Annotated in this window: 13 protein-coding genes and 1 tRNA gene; 11 read left to right on the top strand and 3 right to left on the bottom strand. The window is 51.4% G+C overall.

Annotated features, from left to right (window positions below; all coding sequences use genetic code 11):
- Positions 1 to 53: 53 nt before the first annotated feature.
- The gene (locus FY034_RS10210) at positions 54 to 1,616 is read left to right on the top strand and encodes a FapA family protein (protein WP_265550171.1); all 1,563 of its coding nucleotides are present in this window, start codon (positions 54 to 56) and stop codon (positions 1,614 to 1,616) included.
- Here FY034_RS10210 and bioA read toward each other — a convergent pair.
- The gene (gene bioA, locus FY034_RS10215) at positions 1,613 to 2,980 is read right to left on the bottom strand and encodes an adenosylmethionine--8-amino-7-oxononanoate transaminase (protein WP_265550173.1); all 1,368 of its coding nucleotides are present in this window, start codon (positions 2,978 to 2,980) and stop codon (positions 1,613 to 1,615) included. The two genes, FY034_RS10210 and bioA, sit on opposite strands and share 4 nt — an antisense overlap.
- 304 nt (positions 2,981 to 3,284) lie before the next feature.
- On the opposite strand from bioA, the gene FY034_RS10220 reads away from it, so the two are divergent.
- Together FY034_RS10220 and FY034_RS10225 are read left to right on the top strand one after the other, a co-directional pair.
- The gene (locus FY034_RS10220) at positions 3,285 to 3,833 is read left to right on the top strand and encodes a GAF domain-containing protein (protein ID WP_265550175.1); all 549 of its coding nucleotides are present in this window, start codon (positions 3,285 to 3,287) and stop codon (positions 3,831 to 3,833) included.
- A gap of 172 nt (positions 3,834 to 4,005) precedes the next feature.
- Positions 4,006 to 4,091: transfer RNA gene (locus FY034_RS10225), tRNA-Leu, on the top strand.
- Positions 4,092 to 4,179: 88 nt separating this feature from the next.
- Here FY034_RS10225 and FY034_RS10230 read toward each other — a convergent pair.
- The gene (locus FY034_RS10230) at positions 4,180 to 5,157 is read right to left on the bottom strand and encodes an integron integrase (protein ID WP_265550178.1); all 978 of its coding nucleotides are present in this window, start codon (positions 5,155 to 5,157) and stop codon (positions 4,180 to 4,182) included.
- Between the two features lie 1,271 nt (positions 5,158 to 6,428).
- Here FY034_RS10230 and FY034_RS10235 point away from each other — a divergent pair.
- The 7 genes from FY034_RS10235 to FY034_RS10265 all read left to right on the top strand — a co-directional run bounded on the left by FY034_RS10235 (position 6,429) and on the right by FY034_RS10265 (position 11,505).
- Positions 6,429 to 6,962, top strand: coding sequence for a hypothetical protein (locus tag FY034_RS10235; RefSeq protein WP_265550181.1), 534 nt, complete (start codon positions 6,429 to 6,431; stop codon positions 6,960 to 6,962).
- 159 nt (positions 6,963 to 7,121) lie between these two features.
- Positions 7,122 to 8,177, top strand: a complete 1,056-nt coding sequence (locus tag FY034_RS10240; protein ID WP_265550183.1) for a WD40/YVTN/BNR-like repeat-containing protein — start codon at positions 7,122 to 7,124, stop codon at positions 8,175 to 8,177.
- Positions 8,178 to 8,302: 125 nt separating this feature from the next.
- Positions 8,303 to 8,533 carry a hypothetical protein gene (locus tag FY034_RS10245; protein WP_265550185.1) on the top strand — a complete coding sequence of 77 codons (231 nt, stop codon included), beginning with the start codon at positions 8,303 to 8,305 and terminating at the stop codon, positions 8,531 to 8,533.
- 159 nt (positions 8,534 to 8,692) lie between these two features.
- Positions 8,693 to 9,163, top strand: a complete 471-nt coding sequence (locus FY034_RS10250) for a hypothetical protein (RefSeq protein WP_265550187.1) — start codon at positions 8,693 to 8,695, stop codon at positions 9,161 to 9,163.
- Positions 9,164 to 9,278: 115 nt separating this feature from the next.
- Positions 9,279 to 9,854, top strand: a complete 576-nt coding sequence (locus tag FY034_RS10255) for a DUF4124 domain-containing protein (protein WP_265550189.1) — start codon at positions 9,279 to 9,281, stop codon at positions 9,852 to 9,854.
- A 79-nt stretch (positions 9,855 to 9,933) separates the two neighbouring features.
- Positions 9,934 to 10,449 (top strand): AAA family ATPase, encoded by a 516-nt coding sequence (locus FY034_RS10260; RefSeq protein WP_265550191.1) that lies wholly within the window; start codon positions 9,934 to 9,936, stop codon positions 10,447 to 10,449.
- Positions 10,450 to 10,659: 210 nt separating this feature from the next.
- Positions 10,660 to 11,505, top strand: a complete 846-nt coding sequence (locus tag FY034_RS10265; RefSeq protein ID WP_265550192.1) for a response regulator — start codon at positions 10,660 to 10,662, stop codon at positions 11,503 to 11,505.
- Positions 11,506 to 11,577: 72 nt separating this feature from the next.
- Here the strand turns inward: FY034_RS10265 and FY034_RS10270 are convergent, their stop codons facing one another.
- Positions 11,578 to 11,877: an MTH1187 family thiamine-binding protein gene (locus tag FY034_RS10270; protein WP_265550195.1), complete on the bottom strand. Its 300-nt coding sequence runs from the start codon at positions 11,875 to 11,877 to the stop codon at positions 11,578 to 11,580.
- Between the two features lie 103 nt (positions 11,878 to 11,980).
- Here FY034_RS10270 and FY034_RS10275 point away from each other — a divergent pair, with 103 nt between their 5' ends.
- Complete coding sequence (locus tag FY034_RS10275; protein ID WP_265550198.1) at positions 11,981 to 12,862, top strand: radical SAM protein; 882 nt, start codon at positions 11,981 to 11,983, stop codon at positions 12,860 to 12,862.
- Positions 12,863 to 13,100 lie beyond the last annotated feature (238 nt).

The following is a 13,100-nucleotide window of genomic DNA, read 5'->3' on the forward strand; positions in this document are numbered from 1 at the left end:
ACTTTACCCAAGGGTAATTTATGCTAAGCTAAAACTGATTACAGGGAGCGACCATGAGCGAGCAACCGACCCAGACACAGGAAAGCAAGCCGGACGGACAACGTTTTTACCACGCCCAGACCGGCTACCAACTGATCTTGAGTCTCTCTCAGGATGAGATGGAATGCCGTGCTCACCTCGAGGTCAAGGCTGACGGCTCTCCGCCCAGTGCCGATGAGTTGCAGGGCTATCTGGCTGCAAACGGTATTACCACCGGCATTGACGACGAGGCTGTGCAGCAGCTGCTGTGTGAAGCGCGTCCCGGCACAAGCGCCAACGGGTTGCTGGCAGCCGGCATCCAGCCGTTGCGCGGGGAAGACGGCAGGCTGGCCTTCAGCTTTGCCCCCGCTGATCAGCCACCCGCCGAGACCGCAGCTGATGACGACCCTGAAAAACGCCAGATTGACTTCAGGGCGGTTCAGCAGTTCATCAACGTGGACCCTGACCAGGAAATCGGACGGATACTGCCCCCCACCAGCGGTATCACCGGCAGGACCGTACGTGGCAAACCGGTCCCGGCAGAATCAGGCAAGGCGCTGCTGCTGAAACTGGGCCAGAACGTCCGTTCGGGAGGCGAGCAGAACGATATCCTGATTGCCGAAATCCACGGACGGGTCAAACAGGACGGTGAGACCGTCCATGTGGTTGAAGAATACGTGGTGGATGGCGATGTTGGCTTCAGCGTCGGCAATATCCGCTTTAACGGCTTTGTCGAGGTGCGCGGTGATGTGCTGGACGGTTTTCAGGTCAGCGCCAGCAAAGGGCTGAAGATCACCGGCAACGTGGGTGCCTGCCGCCTGGTATCCCATGGCAACATTGAATTTTGCGGCATGGATGGTCAGGGTAAAGGCAGCATCCTCTGCGGCGGCGCCATTACCGCCCATTTCATCCATGACAGCACCGTTGAATGCTGGGGCAACATGCAGGTTGATGTTGAGCTGCGCAACTGCAGCGTCCATTGCCGCGGCAGCCTCAGCACCGGCCTGCTGGCAGGTGGAGACTGCGTCACCCTGGCAGGTCTTGAGGCCAAGAAGCTGGGAGCACCGTCTGCGGTCAAGACCACCATCCATAGCGGCGTTGACTACCACGACCTTGACCGGCTGCATATCCTGCTCGAACAGCTTGAGGCCCTGCAGCAGCAGATCGCCAAGACCAAAGACCTGCAGGAGCAGAGTTCCCTGACTGAAAAGAAGCAGCAGCTTGCCCGGGTCATCCTTGATGTCCGCTCCCACCGTCCAGCCGGCTCAAACCCAAAGATCAATATCAAGGACCGGGTGCATGAAGGGGTCACCATTTATCTGGGGGACGCGGTTGAAGAGTTTTCAGCCGAGTTGTCCGGCCCGATCAGCCTGATCGAGAACAGCCGTGACGGCGGATTGCGCAGGCTCAGCCTCAGCAGCCTTGAAATCCCGGCCAGCGAGCTTGAAAAGGCCTGGCTTGAAAAGGACGAACAGGAGCGCCAGGAACGGCTCAGACAGGAGGCGGCTGAGCAAGAGGCCGCAGAGGCAGAGGCTGCCCAAGCCCCTGATGAAGCGACAGAGACTGATCCGCCAGCTGAACCGCCTGCTCAGGACTAATCCGTTACCGCCCTGATCGCCTTTTGCAGCCCATCCAGAAGAAATGCCAGCTCATCTGCCGTAATCGCCAGCGGCGGGAACACCACCACCGTATTGCCCAGCGGACGGGAAAAGACCCCATGCCTGCGGGCCTCCAGACAAACCTTCACACCACGTTTCTCCTCCCACGGGTAGGCTGCCTTCGTCGCCTTGTCCTGCACCAGCTCAATTCCTGCTGCCAGGCCGCACTGACGCAGATTACCCACATGGGGGTGATCCTCCAGCTGTTGCAGCAAGGCCGTCAACTGTTTACTGCGTTGCCCGACCGACTCCAGCAGAGCGGTTTCCTCAAACAGCTCCAGGCTGCGCAGGGCAACGGCACAGGCCAGCGGATTGCCGGTAAAGGTATGCCCGTGAAAGAACGTCTTTAACTCAGCATAATTCCCCAGGAAGGCCTGGTAGATCTCCTCGGTTGCCAGGGTGGCTGCCAGCGGCAGGTACCCGGCACAGAGCCCCTTTGAGATCGCCATGATATCCGGTGCTACCCCCTCCTGCTGACAGGCAAACATGCTGCCGGTACGCCCGAAGCCGGTGGCCACCTCATCGGTGATCAGCAGCACGCCGTAGCGGTCACACAGCTCCCGCACCCCCTTAAGATATCCGGCGGGATGCACCAGCATCCCGCCCGCCCCCTGCAGCAGCGGTTCCATCAGCATCCCGGCCAGTTGCTCCCTGTGCTCGCGCATCAACTGCTCCAGCGCCCCCAGGCAGGCCATGCCGCAGGCTGCCGGATCGCTCTGCCCCATGGGACACCGGTAGCAATAGGGCGCCGGGGCCTCAATGGTTGAAAACAGCAGCGGCTTGAAGGTGTCATGGTAGATCGAAATCCCGCCCACACTCATGGAACCGATGGTATCGCCATGGTAGGCATGCTGCAGCCGCAGAAACCTGCTGCGCTGCGGCTCCCCTTGATGGCAGTGGTACTGATAGGCCATCTTCAGCCCCACCTCCACCGCCGTAGAACCGTTATCGGAATAAAAGACCTTGCTCAATCCGGCCGGAGCGATCTCAATCAACCGCTTTGCCAGCAGGATTGACTGCTCATTTGCCAGCCCCAGTAATGTCGAGTGTTCAAGACGCGCTGCCTGATCAGCCAGTGCCTTGTTCAGGGCAGGATGGCTATGGCCATGCACGTTGGTCCACAGGGAGGCGACACCGTCCAGATAACGGTTGCCATCCGAATCGATCAGCCAGCTCCCTTCCCCCGCCACGATCACAATCGGGTCATCAGCCAGCCAGTCCTGCATCTGGGTAAAGGGGTGCCAGACATACTGCTTGTCCCAGGCCTGAAGTTGTGCGGTAGTCGTTTTCTCCGGAGTATTCATAATCTCTCAACCCTGTCCTTCACTTGCGAATGTAAAAAAATATGCTATAAGTGGAACTTGTAAGACCCGTTTAGTCCTCTGCAACAACTATCTTGTTTGAATATACTAAAAACGCTCGTCGGGCAACACCCGGCATCACCAGACCAACTGCTCCGACAGCTTAGGGCCAACAACTGTCGCAACGTATTGCATGGCCGATCATTGCAGGCACGTGACAACAACCAACCGGTAACACCATTCTGCTGCTGCCGGACAGGTCACGCACAGCACAGCCCCACGGCACATTTTTCCTGGAGAAGACACCATGCCCCAGCAAGCAAACGACGACATCACCCATGAAAAACTAAAGGCCATGATGGAAATGGCAGCCCTGGTCAACTCATCCCACGAGCGTTCCGTCATTATGGACCACGCCGTAAAATCCGTCTGCCGCCTGACCGGCGCTGAAGCCGGCAGCCTGCTGCTGCTCGACGAATTTACCGGCCACCTTGACTTTGAAGTAGTCACCGGCGGCAGAGAAGAACTTTTGCCGTTCTTCCGTGTGCCCAAAGGCCAGGGAATTGCCGGGTGGGTTGCCCAGAATGACCTGCCGATCATAGTACAGGATGTCCAGTCCGATGAACGCTTCTTCAAGTTTACCGACCAGGAACTGGGATTTACCACCCGCGACATGATTGCCGTGCCGCTACGGGTCAACGGAGCAGTAATCGGTGTCCTGCAGGCGATCAACAAAAACGCCGGCGCCTTCAGTCATGATGACCTGAAACTGACCATGGCATTTGCCAACCAGATCGCCGCCATCATCAACAAAGCAGACAAAGGGCAGCCACGCACCCCAACCCCCGACATATAATCCGGTTCCAGACCAAGCATGCTGTCCCGGTAGCGGGGATTGAGGCACAGAAGGCGTACAGACAGCAGGTTGAGGAGGCGGAGACGAACCAACCGAGAGAACATCTTGAGTTGAAATTGGCATAAAGCCTCTTGACGCGCACCGGATTGATTAGGTATAGTCTCAAGACTTTGCCAGAGTGGTGAAATGGTAGACACAGCAGACTCAAAATCTGCCGAGGGCAACCTCATGCCGGTTCGAGTCCGGCCTCTGGTACCACACAACAATCAGCATCATCCGATGCAATCCAAAAGCCCTTGAGCATCAAGGGCTTTTTTGTTTCTTTCCCGGAACGTTCCAATACCTGCTAGGCAAGCCGGTCCAGCGGCGACAACACCCCCATCCCGCCCTTATTCAACACATGGGTATAGATCATGGTCGTCTGCACATCCTTATGTCCCAGCAACTCCTGCACCGTTCGGATATCGTAACCGGCCTGCAGCAAATGGGTGGCAAAGGAATGACGTAGGGTGTGGGGCGTTACGTTCTTGGTCAACCCGGCATCCGCTGCGGCCTGCTTGATTGCCCGCTGCAGCCCTTTTTCATCCAGATGATGCCGCCTGGTCACACCGGAACGGGGGTCAACCGACAACCGCGCAGACGGAAAGACATACTGCCAGATCCACTCCCGCCCGGCATTGGGATACTTACGGGCCAGACTATCCGACATCCAGACCTCACCGTGCCCCTTCAAAAGATCCTGCTCATGCAGCCTTCTTACCTGCTTCAAATGCTCCTGCAACGACACCCTCAACGACTGCGGCAGCATCGTCACCCGATCCTTGGCCCCCTTTCCTTCCCTAATCAGCACCTCGCACCGTTCAAAATCAATATCCTGCACCCGCAGACGAAATATCTCCAGCAGCCGCATGCCGGTTCCATACATAAGCCGGGCAAGCATGGCATAGGCCTGCGGCATCTGGGCCAGCAACGCCTGCACCTCCTTCTCAGTCAGCACCACCGGCAACCGCTTCGGCTTCTTGGCCTGCTCCACCTCATCCAGCCAGGGTAACTGAATTTCAAGCACCTCCTTGTACAGAAACTGCAAAGCCGCCTTTGCCTGATTTTGAGTAGCCGCCGCCACATTCCGCTCTGTTGCCAGGTAGGTTAGAAACTCTTCAACTTCCCGCTTGCCCATCTCTTGCGGATGCCTTTTCTTGTGGTACAGTATGTAACGTTTTGCCCAATCAAGGTACACATCCTCAGTCCGGCGGCTGTAATGTTTCAACCTGATACGATCACGCAACTGATCGAGCAACTTGGGCTTAGCAGGCTGGTTCTGCATGACGTTTTCCCCTCTATATTTAGGACGTTTTTTATTTATGTTAGGTAAATAATAACAGCTAATTGAGAAAAGTCACGCCGCACAAACCGACAGTTTTACGTTTTTTATCAAAAATTTATGGTGTCTAATAAACGTTAGAAGCTTTTTGTAGCAGCGTCCTTCGTGGCACCTAAAGTCAAAAACGCTTCGGCCAGCTAGGCCGCATTACATCTGGGCTGGCGGGCTTTTCGCAGCAAGTTAAAATTCAGTGGTTGTTTGGTAAGCTGTTTCGGCAAGTCGGCAAGGTCTAGCAAGTCAGTATTTCCGGCCCCGGTGGGCGGTTTGTGGCAACACAAGGTAAACGCCAACTTGGGTCAGTTCGTCGTTACTTCTAACGGCTCAATCAACTCGGACTGGCTTACTGTGTGTTGAATTGCACCAGTTCTCAGTCGTCAGTTGGTTGGTAACTCAGGCAGCATCGCTCCGGCTCCGCCAGCCGGTTATCTCGTAAACGTTAGGTAAAGTCATGATGAAAGAAATGTTTTGCCAAGCATGCGGCAACAAGCTTTCTACCGTAAGGAGCTTAAACCAGCATTATGCAACCTATTTCAAATGCACCAAATGCCGTAGTGCATTTCTCCATGTATGGGACATGAGAAATATTTATCATTTATGCATGATTCATAGCCGAAAAGCTCAGAAAGTTCTCGAGTATGCATCACCTCAGGAGCTTGAAAATGCATTTAAGGCCTTAGTACGCGTAGATTCATATTCACTCGCAACAGAAAATTTTGAAAATCATCTTTCAAACCTTTGGTTTAAAGACATTACTAACAGGTCGTTGCCAGAGCCTTAGGAGGTATAACTTTGCAACGCCTGCTTTACCTAACGGCTCAATCAACTCGGACTGGCTTACTGTGCGCTGAATTTCACCAGCTTCTCAGTCGTCAGTTAGCAGGTTAGTCTGACAGCACCACTCCGGCATCGCCAGCCGGTTATCTCGTGAACGTTAGAGCAATATACAAATTTATAATGGAGCAAACATCTTGAAACACGTAAAAATATTTATATTTTGTGCTGTTATTGTATGGTTGTGTTTTTCAAAATCTTTTTCGTTTGCGGAAACTCCGAATGTAGAAGGAATGGTGTTGTTTGATGGGCAGGTATTAACTAAATTGGACCATATCGATTTTTGGTTTCGTAACAACAATGCGAACACAGTTGTTTCACCGAAAGTTGTATATGAAGGCTGAATATATCAAATATTTGGTTTGCCGCCTGGTAATTATTACATGAAAGTTGTATCTAGGCAGACTAAACATTTGCAAGGAACACTTCAAGGTGATTTAAAAGTAGGAGTTCAATTAAACTTAGAAAATGACAAACCTAAAAAACTAGATATTAATATGACAAAGCTGATTCACATAACAAGTCCAATAGATAATGCAAAGAAAATTAGCAGGAAAAATTGTGGAAAAGGCGAAATACATAAGCCACCAGTTGAAATTGCATGGGAGCCAGTTGTTTCTGATGCAGAATATATTTATGAAATTTACAAAGGTAGATGCGAACCATTTTCATATGGAGATGTAGTTGCAAGAGGGTCAACCAAAGAGCTTTTTTTAGACATTAATCTCCCTGTCACTAAAAGCAATGAATTTTATATATTTATGCTTACAGCTAAAAAGAATGGAATATTTGTTGGCTCAATGGAAACACGCAGTCGTAATTTTTTAGCATTTGATTACAGTTTTAGGGTAATTCAGTCTGGTCTATATTATGACTTTTTGAAATACATAAGTACTTTTACAGGAGCACAGAAATGATTTCATCAAAATTTGCTCTAACGGCTCAATCAACTTGGACTGACTAGCTGTGTGCTTAATTCCACCTGTTTCTCAATCGTCAGTTGGCCGGTTAGCCTCAAAACACGCCCAGTACCAGACCGGTGCACCAGGACACGTTGACATGTAAAGGAACCTTTCATGAAAGTTATCAGCTACCTTTTTGTTTTTATTGTTTTTTCTTGTTTAATGATCTCCTGTAGCGGGTCAGGTGACACCACGCAACACGTGGCCTGGGCTGTTGGGCATAATAATCCCAGTGGTCCATCCACTGTCCTCCTGAGTACCGATGGGGGTAACAACTGGTCACGTTCAGGTGAAAATGCAGCTGTTATGCAAAATTTTGGCGCAAATAATCTGTATGTGCCAGACGCACAAAATATTTGGGTGGTTGGAACAAACAGTACAATCATTCATTCAAGCAATCAGGGTAACAGTTGGGAAAAAATCACCACCATCCCAAGTGCAGTTGGATCAAATGAGTTTTATGATATTTCCGTGGTTGGCAACAGACACTTCTGGGTAAGTGCCTTTAGCGGTCTGGTGCTGCATAGTAGCGATGCTGCCCAGACCTGGACGGTACACGACCTCAGCAGCTTCAACCTGGGTGTAGTGCAAGGCATTAAGGCTATTGATGAAAATGTCATTTACGCTGTTGGAGGGGAAACAAATTCCACCAAAGGTGTTGTTGTCAGGACAGTGGATGGTGGAACAACCTGGGAACAGATCTCGAATGCAAAGGTGGATTTCCCTGCCGGTGTCATTGGTGTTACTGCAACAGATGTCAATCATGTCACCATCAATGGTGCTCAAGGATCTTGTGCCTCGACAGCCGATGGTGGCACCACCTGGGAATCCTGTTCAAAAGTTATGGCTGGTGGTGGTGCCAATGCTGACATCAATGACCTGATTATGCTTGATACTGAGAATTGGTGGGCAGCTTTGGACTTCAACTACATCATACTGACCCATGATCGCGGTATAAACTGGATTGAGCAAAATGCTTTGGGAGTAAGCAACCTGTTCCTGCTCGGTATTGACGCTATCAACAACTCTCACGCGGTTACTGTTGGTTCGACACAATCCTATCCGATGTCCGGCTATGCATTTGTTACTCACGATGGCGGTACCACCTGGACACAGTCCAATGTGCCTGCAAATACTAATGCGCTCAGCAAAGTTGCCTACGCGCCATAAACAATTTTACGCTTTCAACAGCATCGTTGAGTAAATTAACATGCTATCTCGTATTTACCAATTAGTCAGGCAGTACCGCTCCGGCATCGCCAGCCGGCTATCTCGAGAACGCTAGAGGCTATCTTATGAGATACATCCACAAGAAGGACCCTGCTTCATTAGTAGTTATGGCCATTACGCTTATTCTATTTATCAGTGCTCTTTTCACAACGGGTTTCACACATGATCTTTTATTGGAAACTGGTGTTTTTCTTGTCTCTGTAAAACTAGTTATCATGAATTATAAAAATGGAGTAACTGCAGATGCTATTCAAACACAACTCAAAGAGATAAAAGAAATATTAGACAAACGGTAGCCAATATATCTGATCAACATCTAACAATTCAATCAACTCGGACTGGCTTACTGTGTGCTGAATTCCACCAGTTCCTCAGTCGTCAGTTGGCAGGCAAGTCAGGCAGCACTGCTCCGGCATCGCCAGCCGGTTATCTCATGGAAATCAGGAACCTGTCACATGAACTCGTCATCCAGCTCTGAGCAAAGTTCAAACGAATATAGCGGCAACAGCGTTTCAGCTCCAATTATGGGCCTGATTATTGGATTACTAATAGATATAGGCGGTTCAATGTTATTATCAAGCATGATTTATTCTGCTTATTCAGTTTATTCAATTATCAATGGCATACCACATGAAACTGTTAACAACATTAAATCAATCTCAGAATACTTGAGTAAACCACATTTCGTAATCAGCAGCATTTTAGGCAGTTTTTTGTCGATACTTGCAGGCTTTGTATGTTCCAGAATAGCTCAGACAAAAACCATGAAACTGGCATACATAATGGCAACAATTTCATTTATAATTGCTTTTGCTTTGTCTTATTTGACATATCCAGTGATGCTTATAATTATACTTTCAGCTATTTCGTATGTGCTACTGATAACCGGTTATGCTATTGGCCAACGAGCAAACAAACCACAGTAATTACTAATGGTTCAACGTCAACAGCATCCTGTTTATCAGTTGGCTGGTTATTTAAACAGCACCATTCCGCCATTGCGGCCGGTTATCACGTGAACGTTTAAAAAGGGGCAAGGCCATGGTATTTTTAAGATTAAACTTACTGTTGATGTTGATTCAGCTTATTCCTGCTCTAGCTTTCGCAGAAACATTGTATAAGTGTAGCAAGGATGGTGTGCTGGTTTTCTCTGACCAACCCTGTCAGGGACAGCAGCTGGAAGCAGAGAGCATAAGCAGTCCAGCACCTGCAAGTCAGAACAAATCAAAAAACAGACAGCTGAAAAAACCGGGCTATATGGATAGCACGGACAATTTATTCAAACGCTGCTCTAATGGAGATATGGAGGCCTGCAGACTGCTGGGGGTTTCAAAGCCTGGCCAGCGCTGGACGCAGCAGACAGGAACAACTCGAAACATAACAAACAATCGGCAGCTTTCCGGCAAGTATGCTCGCTACCCAAAAGAGACCGAGATCCATATTGAATGCCTGCCATCAAGACATCGGGTTACTGTTTACAGCCGTAATGATATCAATGCTGTTTTTCTACGCGACGGCGACAAAATTGTGAATTCAGAAAGCGGGATGCGTGGACTCAGAGAGTACGGAACCCGGTTCCGGTCCATTGACGAGGCTGCGGAGGCCCTGTGCCGATAAACACAGCCGGAGCCACCCTGCCGCCTCAATCAACCCGGGCTGACGTACTGTGCGTGGACCTCCAGAGAGGAGCAGTGTATTGAACAACACCACACTCTATATTTTTTCCGGCCTGCCGGGATGCGGCAAGACCTCGATTGCCAAACTGCTGGCAGGTCGCATCAAGGCCGCCTACGTGAGGGTTGATACCATTGAGCAGGCGTTAAGAGAGTTGTGCTCGATTGAGATCCAGGGGGAAGGCTATCGTTTAGCGTACCGGGTTGCATCAGACATACTTAATTCGGGCGTCAGCGTTGTCGCTGATTCATGCAACCCCATTCTGTTAACACGCCTTGAATGGGAGCGGGTCGCTCTGGACGCCGGCGCCCACCATGTCAATATTGAGATAACCTGCTCCGATAGCCAGGAACACCGGACCAGGGTAGAGACACGCCCCCCAACGGTCTTTGGCCTGCGCCTGCCGACCTGGCAGGATGTTCAAAGCAGGGAGTATCATGATTGGACAAGCCCGAGAATTACGATTGATACTTCAGGCAGGTCTGTATTGGAGTGTGTCGAAGAGCTGGCATCAAAAATTCCAGGCGAGCTGCGCTAGCGGCTCGATCAGCCCGGGTCGGCGTTCTGCCCCTGGATTTACGCATCCCCCCTCATCAATCGCCTGTCCACACAAACAGCCCGGTTACTGTCCAGCGGCCGTTGTCCCCACAGATTAATAGCATCTATACCTATCCAGGAACTTGTGTTAGACAGTAGCGCTAACAGATCCTGACCTGTCTTCAGAGACCCATACCTCACAGGTGCATGTATGACGGCAAAAAAGCTGCTGGGAGAAATACTGGTACACAAGGGCATCCTTTCACCGGTAACGGTTGAGCGGATGATCAGACTGGCCAACCGTGAGCAGAAACGCTTTGGCTGGTTTCTGGAGGACAAGGGACTGATCACGGGAAATGAGCTGTCTGAGGCGCTGGCTGAACAGTTCAACATGAAGCATTTGACCAGTATTGAACAGTACAGCTACCCCAAGCAGCTGCTGGCCTTGCTTACGCCTGAGACGGCACTTGAATTCAACCTGTTTCCGCTGCGTCAGGAAGGCAACAACCTGCTGCTGGCAGTGACCGACCCCACTGACATGAGGATGGCGCAGACCATTGCCAAAAACCAGGGGATGACGGTTGTTCCGGCTGTCATTTCCCGTGAGGCGTTTTTTGCTGCCTTTTGCAAACATTATCTTGGCAGGCAAATCCAGAAGCCCAAGGCCGAAACCGTCCTGATTGCAGACGACGACAAGCTGACACGGGAGATGCTGAAGGAGATTCTGGTCAGCAACGGTTATCGGGTGTTGCTGGCCGCTGATGGCATGGAGGCATACAAGGAGATCGTTGCCAGCCGCCCTCAGGTTGTGCTGACAGACAAAGAGATGCCGAATTTCGATGGTTTCCAGTTAATCAAGCTGATCAAGGCCATCCATGATCTCAAATCAATACCGGTCATACTGATCAGTGACAAGACAACCGATGATGATGAGGCCAGGCTTTTTGAGCTGGGCTTTTTCGACTTTATGAGTAAGCCGATCAAGGCGGTCACCCTGGTGTCAAGGGTCAAGCGGGCCATGGGGGTATCTGGCGCCTCAGCGGAATCCACGCTCTAGCCCTGCGTCATAGCCGGCATCAGCCATCTCCAGCCCGGCCCCGCAAAGTGTGCAGACATGCAGTCAGGGCGGTTACCCCAGCTTTGCCTGCACGCTGTTGATCTTGTCTTCCATGGTCTGATCCCGGTCAGTGCGGGTACCCATCTTGATGGTGGTGGTAATGCGCGGGGCGCCCATCTGATGCACCACTTCATGGCAGCGTTTGATGGCCGCAAAGACCGCATCCCACTCCCCTTCAATGTTGGTGCCGTAGGAATGCAGTGCCGTCTTCAGCCCTGCCTCGCTCAGTACCTTTTCGCAGGCAGCAACATAACTTGAAACAGAGACCCCCACCCCCATCGGTACGACACAGAGATCAACCAGAACCTTCATAACACCCCCGGAGACGTAAAATAGTTGCCAATTGTGACTCGTTGATTACTATCAGATCAGGTCAAGGGATTGAACAAAAATCATCTGTACCCAGGATGCAGCCATGCCCCGTTACATTGAACCGGTATTCCGCCCCCCCAGTGAAGCCCGCAGCCTGATCTTCCAGATTACGGTGGGCTGCTCCCAAAACCAGTGCAGATTCTGCGGCATGTACAAGGGCAAGCAGTTCCACCTGCGGCCTGCAGCAGAGATACTGGCTGAGATCGCCGAACTGCCGGCCGCCTACCGGACACGGGTTGAACGGGTCTTTCTGGCCGACGGCGATGCACTGGTCTATCCCTTTGAGGGACTGGTCACGATCCTGGATGCGCTTGCCGGCAGTTTTCCGCACCTGACACGGATCGGCTCCTATGCCTCACCCAACAGCCTGACCACCAAGACCGCAGAGCAGCTGCAGCTGCTGCGGGAGAAGAAGCTGCGGATCCTGTATTTCGGCCTGGAATCGGGCGATGATGACACCCTGCAACAGATCAACAAGGGCTTTGACAGCAACCGTATGGCTGAGCTGGCACTGATGGCACGCCAGGCCGGCATGAAGCTGTCAGTCACGGCGATCCTCGGCCTGGCCGGGCGGAACCGCAGCCTGGAGCATGCCAGAGCCACCGCCGCCTGGGTCAACCGGGTCAACCCGGAGTATTTCTCACTGCTGACGCTCTTTCACCGCCACAACGAACCGTTTGTCCGTTCACTTGAGCAGTGCAACCACCGCGAGCTGTTGCTGGAGGCGCGGGAACTGCTCTGTCACCTGTCACCCCAGCGCACCATCCTGCGCTCCAACCATGTATCCAACTTCCTGAACCTGGCCGGCAGCTATCCCAAAGACCGGGAACGGCTGATTGCCGATCTTGACCGGGCCATGGATCAGGCAGAGCAGCTGCCGGGCTTTCTGGATCAGGTACCGGCCTACGAAGAAGAATATTATTGATTCCGGCTGCAACGCAAGGCGTTCCTTCATGGAGCCTGCCTTCGGCTCCCCACAGCCTTGAATCAGCCCTGATTTGAAATTGAAATCTGCCATTACCTGCCAATTTTCTTGAAAAAATATTCATTTTCATATATTTTTACGCATTTGATTTTATTAGCCTAGGAGTCTGTCGGATTTAGGAAATCGTAGCGAAAATTTGACTGGGCGAGGGCAGATTTTGTCGTTTTTTCAGTCAATA

The sequence above is a fragment of the Trichlorobacter lovleyi genome (assembly GCF_015239775.1).
In the GTDB taxonomy this organism is placed as follows: Bacteria; Desulfobacterota; Desulfuromonadia; order Geobacterales; family Pseudopelobacteraceae; genus Trichlorobacter; species Trichlorobacter lovleyi_B.

Excerpts from the sequence above, each read along its gene's own strand:
- FY034_RS10230 (WP_265550178.1), bottom strand. The coding sequence starts at position 5,157 with ATGCAGAACCAGCCTGCTAAGCCCAAGTTGCTCGATCAGTTGCGTGAT.
- FY034_RS10255 (WP_265550189.1), top strand. The coding sequence starts at position 9,279 with ATGGTATTTTTAAGATTAAACTTACTGTTGATGTTGATTCAGCTTATT.
- FY034_RS10245 (WP_265550185.1), top strand. The coding sequence starts at position 8,303 with ATGAGATACATCCACAAGAAGGACCCTGCTTCATTAGTAGTTATGGCC.
- FY034_RS10270 (WP_265550195.1), bottom strand. The coding sequence starts at position 11,877 with ATGAAGGTTCTGGTTGATCTCTGTGTCGTACCGATGGGGGTGGGGGTC.
- bioA (WP_265550173.1), bottom strand. The coding sequence starts at position 2,980 with ATGAATACTCCGGAGAAAACGACTACCGCACAACTTCAGGCCTGGGAC.
- FY034_RS10210 (WP_265550171.1), top strand. The coding sequence starts at position 54 with ATGAGCGAGCAACCGACCCAGACACAGGAAAGCAAGCCGGACGGACAA.
- FY034_RS10220 (WP_265550175.1), top strand. The coding sequence starts at position 3,285 with ATGCCCCAGCAAGCAAACGACGACATCACCCATGAAAAACTAAAGGCC.
- FY034_RS10275 (WP_265550198.1), top strand. The coding sequence starts at position 11,981 with ATGCCCCGTTACATTGAACCGGTATTCCGCCCCCCCAGTGAAGCCCGC.
- FY034_RS10250 (WP_265550187.1), top strand. The coding sequence starts at position 8,693 with ATGAACTCGTCATCCAGCTCTGAGCAAAGTTCAAACGAATATAGCGGC.
- FY034_RS10240 (WP_265550183.1), top strand. The coding sequence starts at position 7,122 with ATGAAAGTTATCAGCTACCTTTTTGTTTTTATTGTTTTTTCTTGTTTA.
- FY034_RS10265 (WP_265550192.1), top strand. The coding sequence starts at position 10,660 with ATGACGGCAAAAAAGCTGCTGGGAGAAATACTGGTACACAAGGGCATC.
- FY034_RS10235 (WP_265550181.1), top strand. The coding sequence starts at position 6,429 with ATGAAAGTTGTATCTAGGCAGACTAAACATTTGCAAGGAACACTTCAA.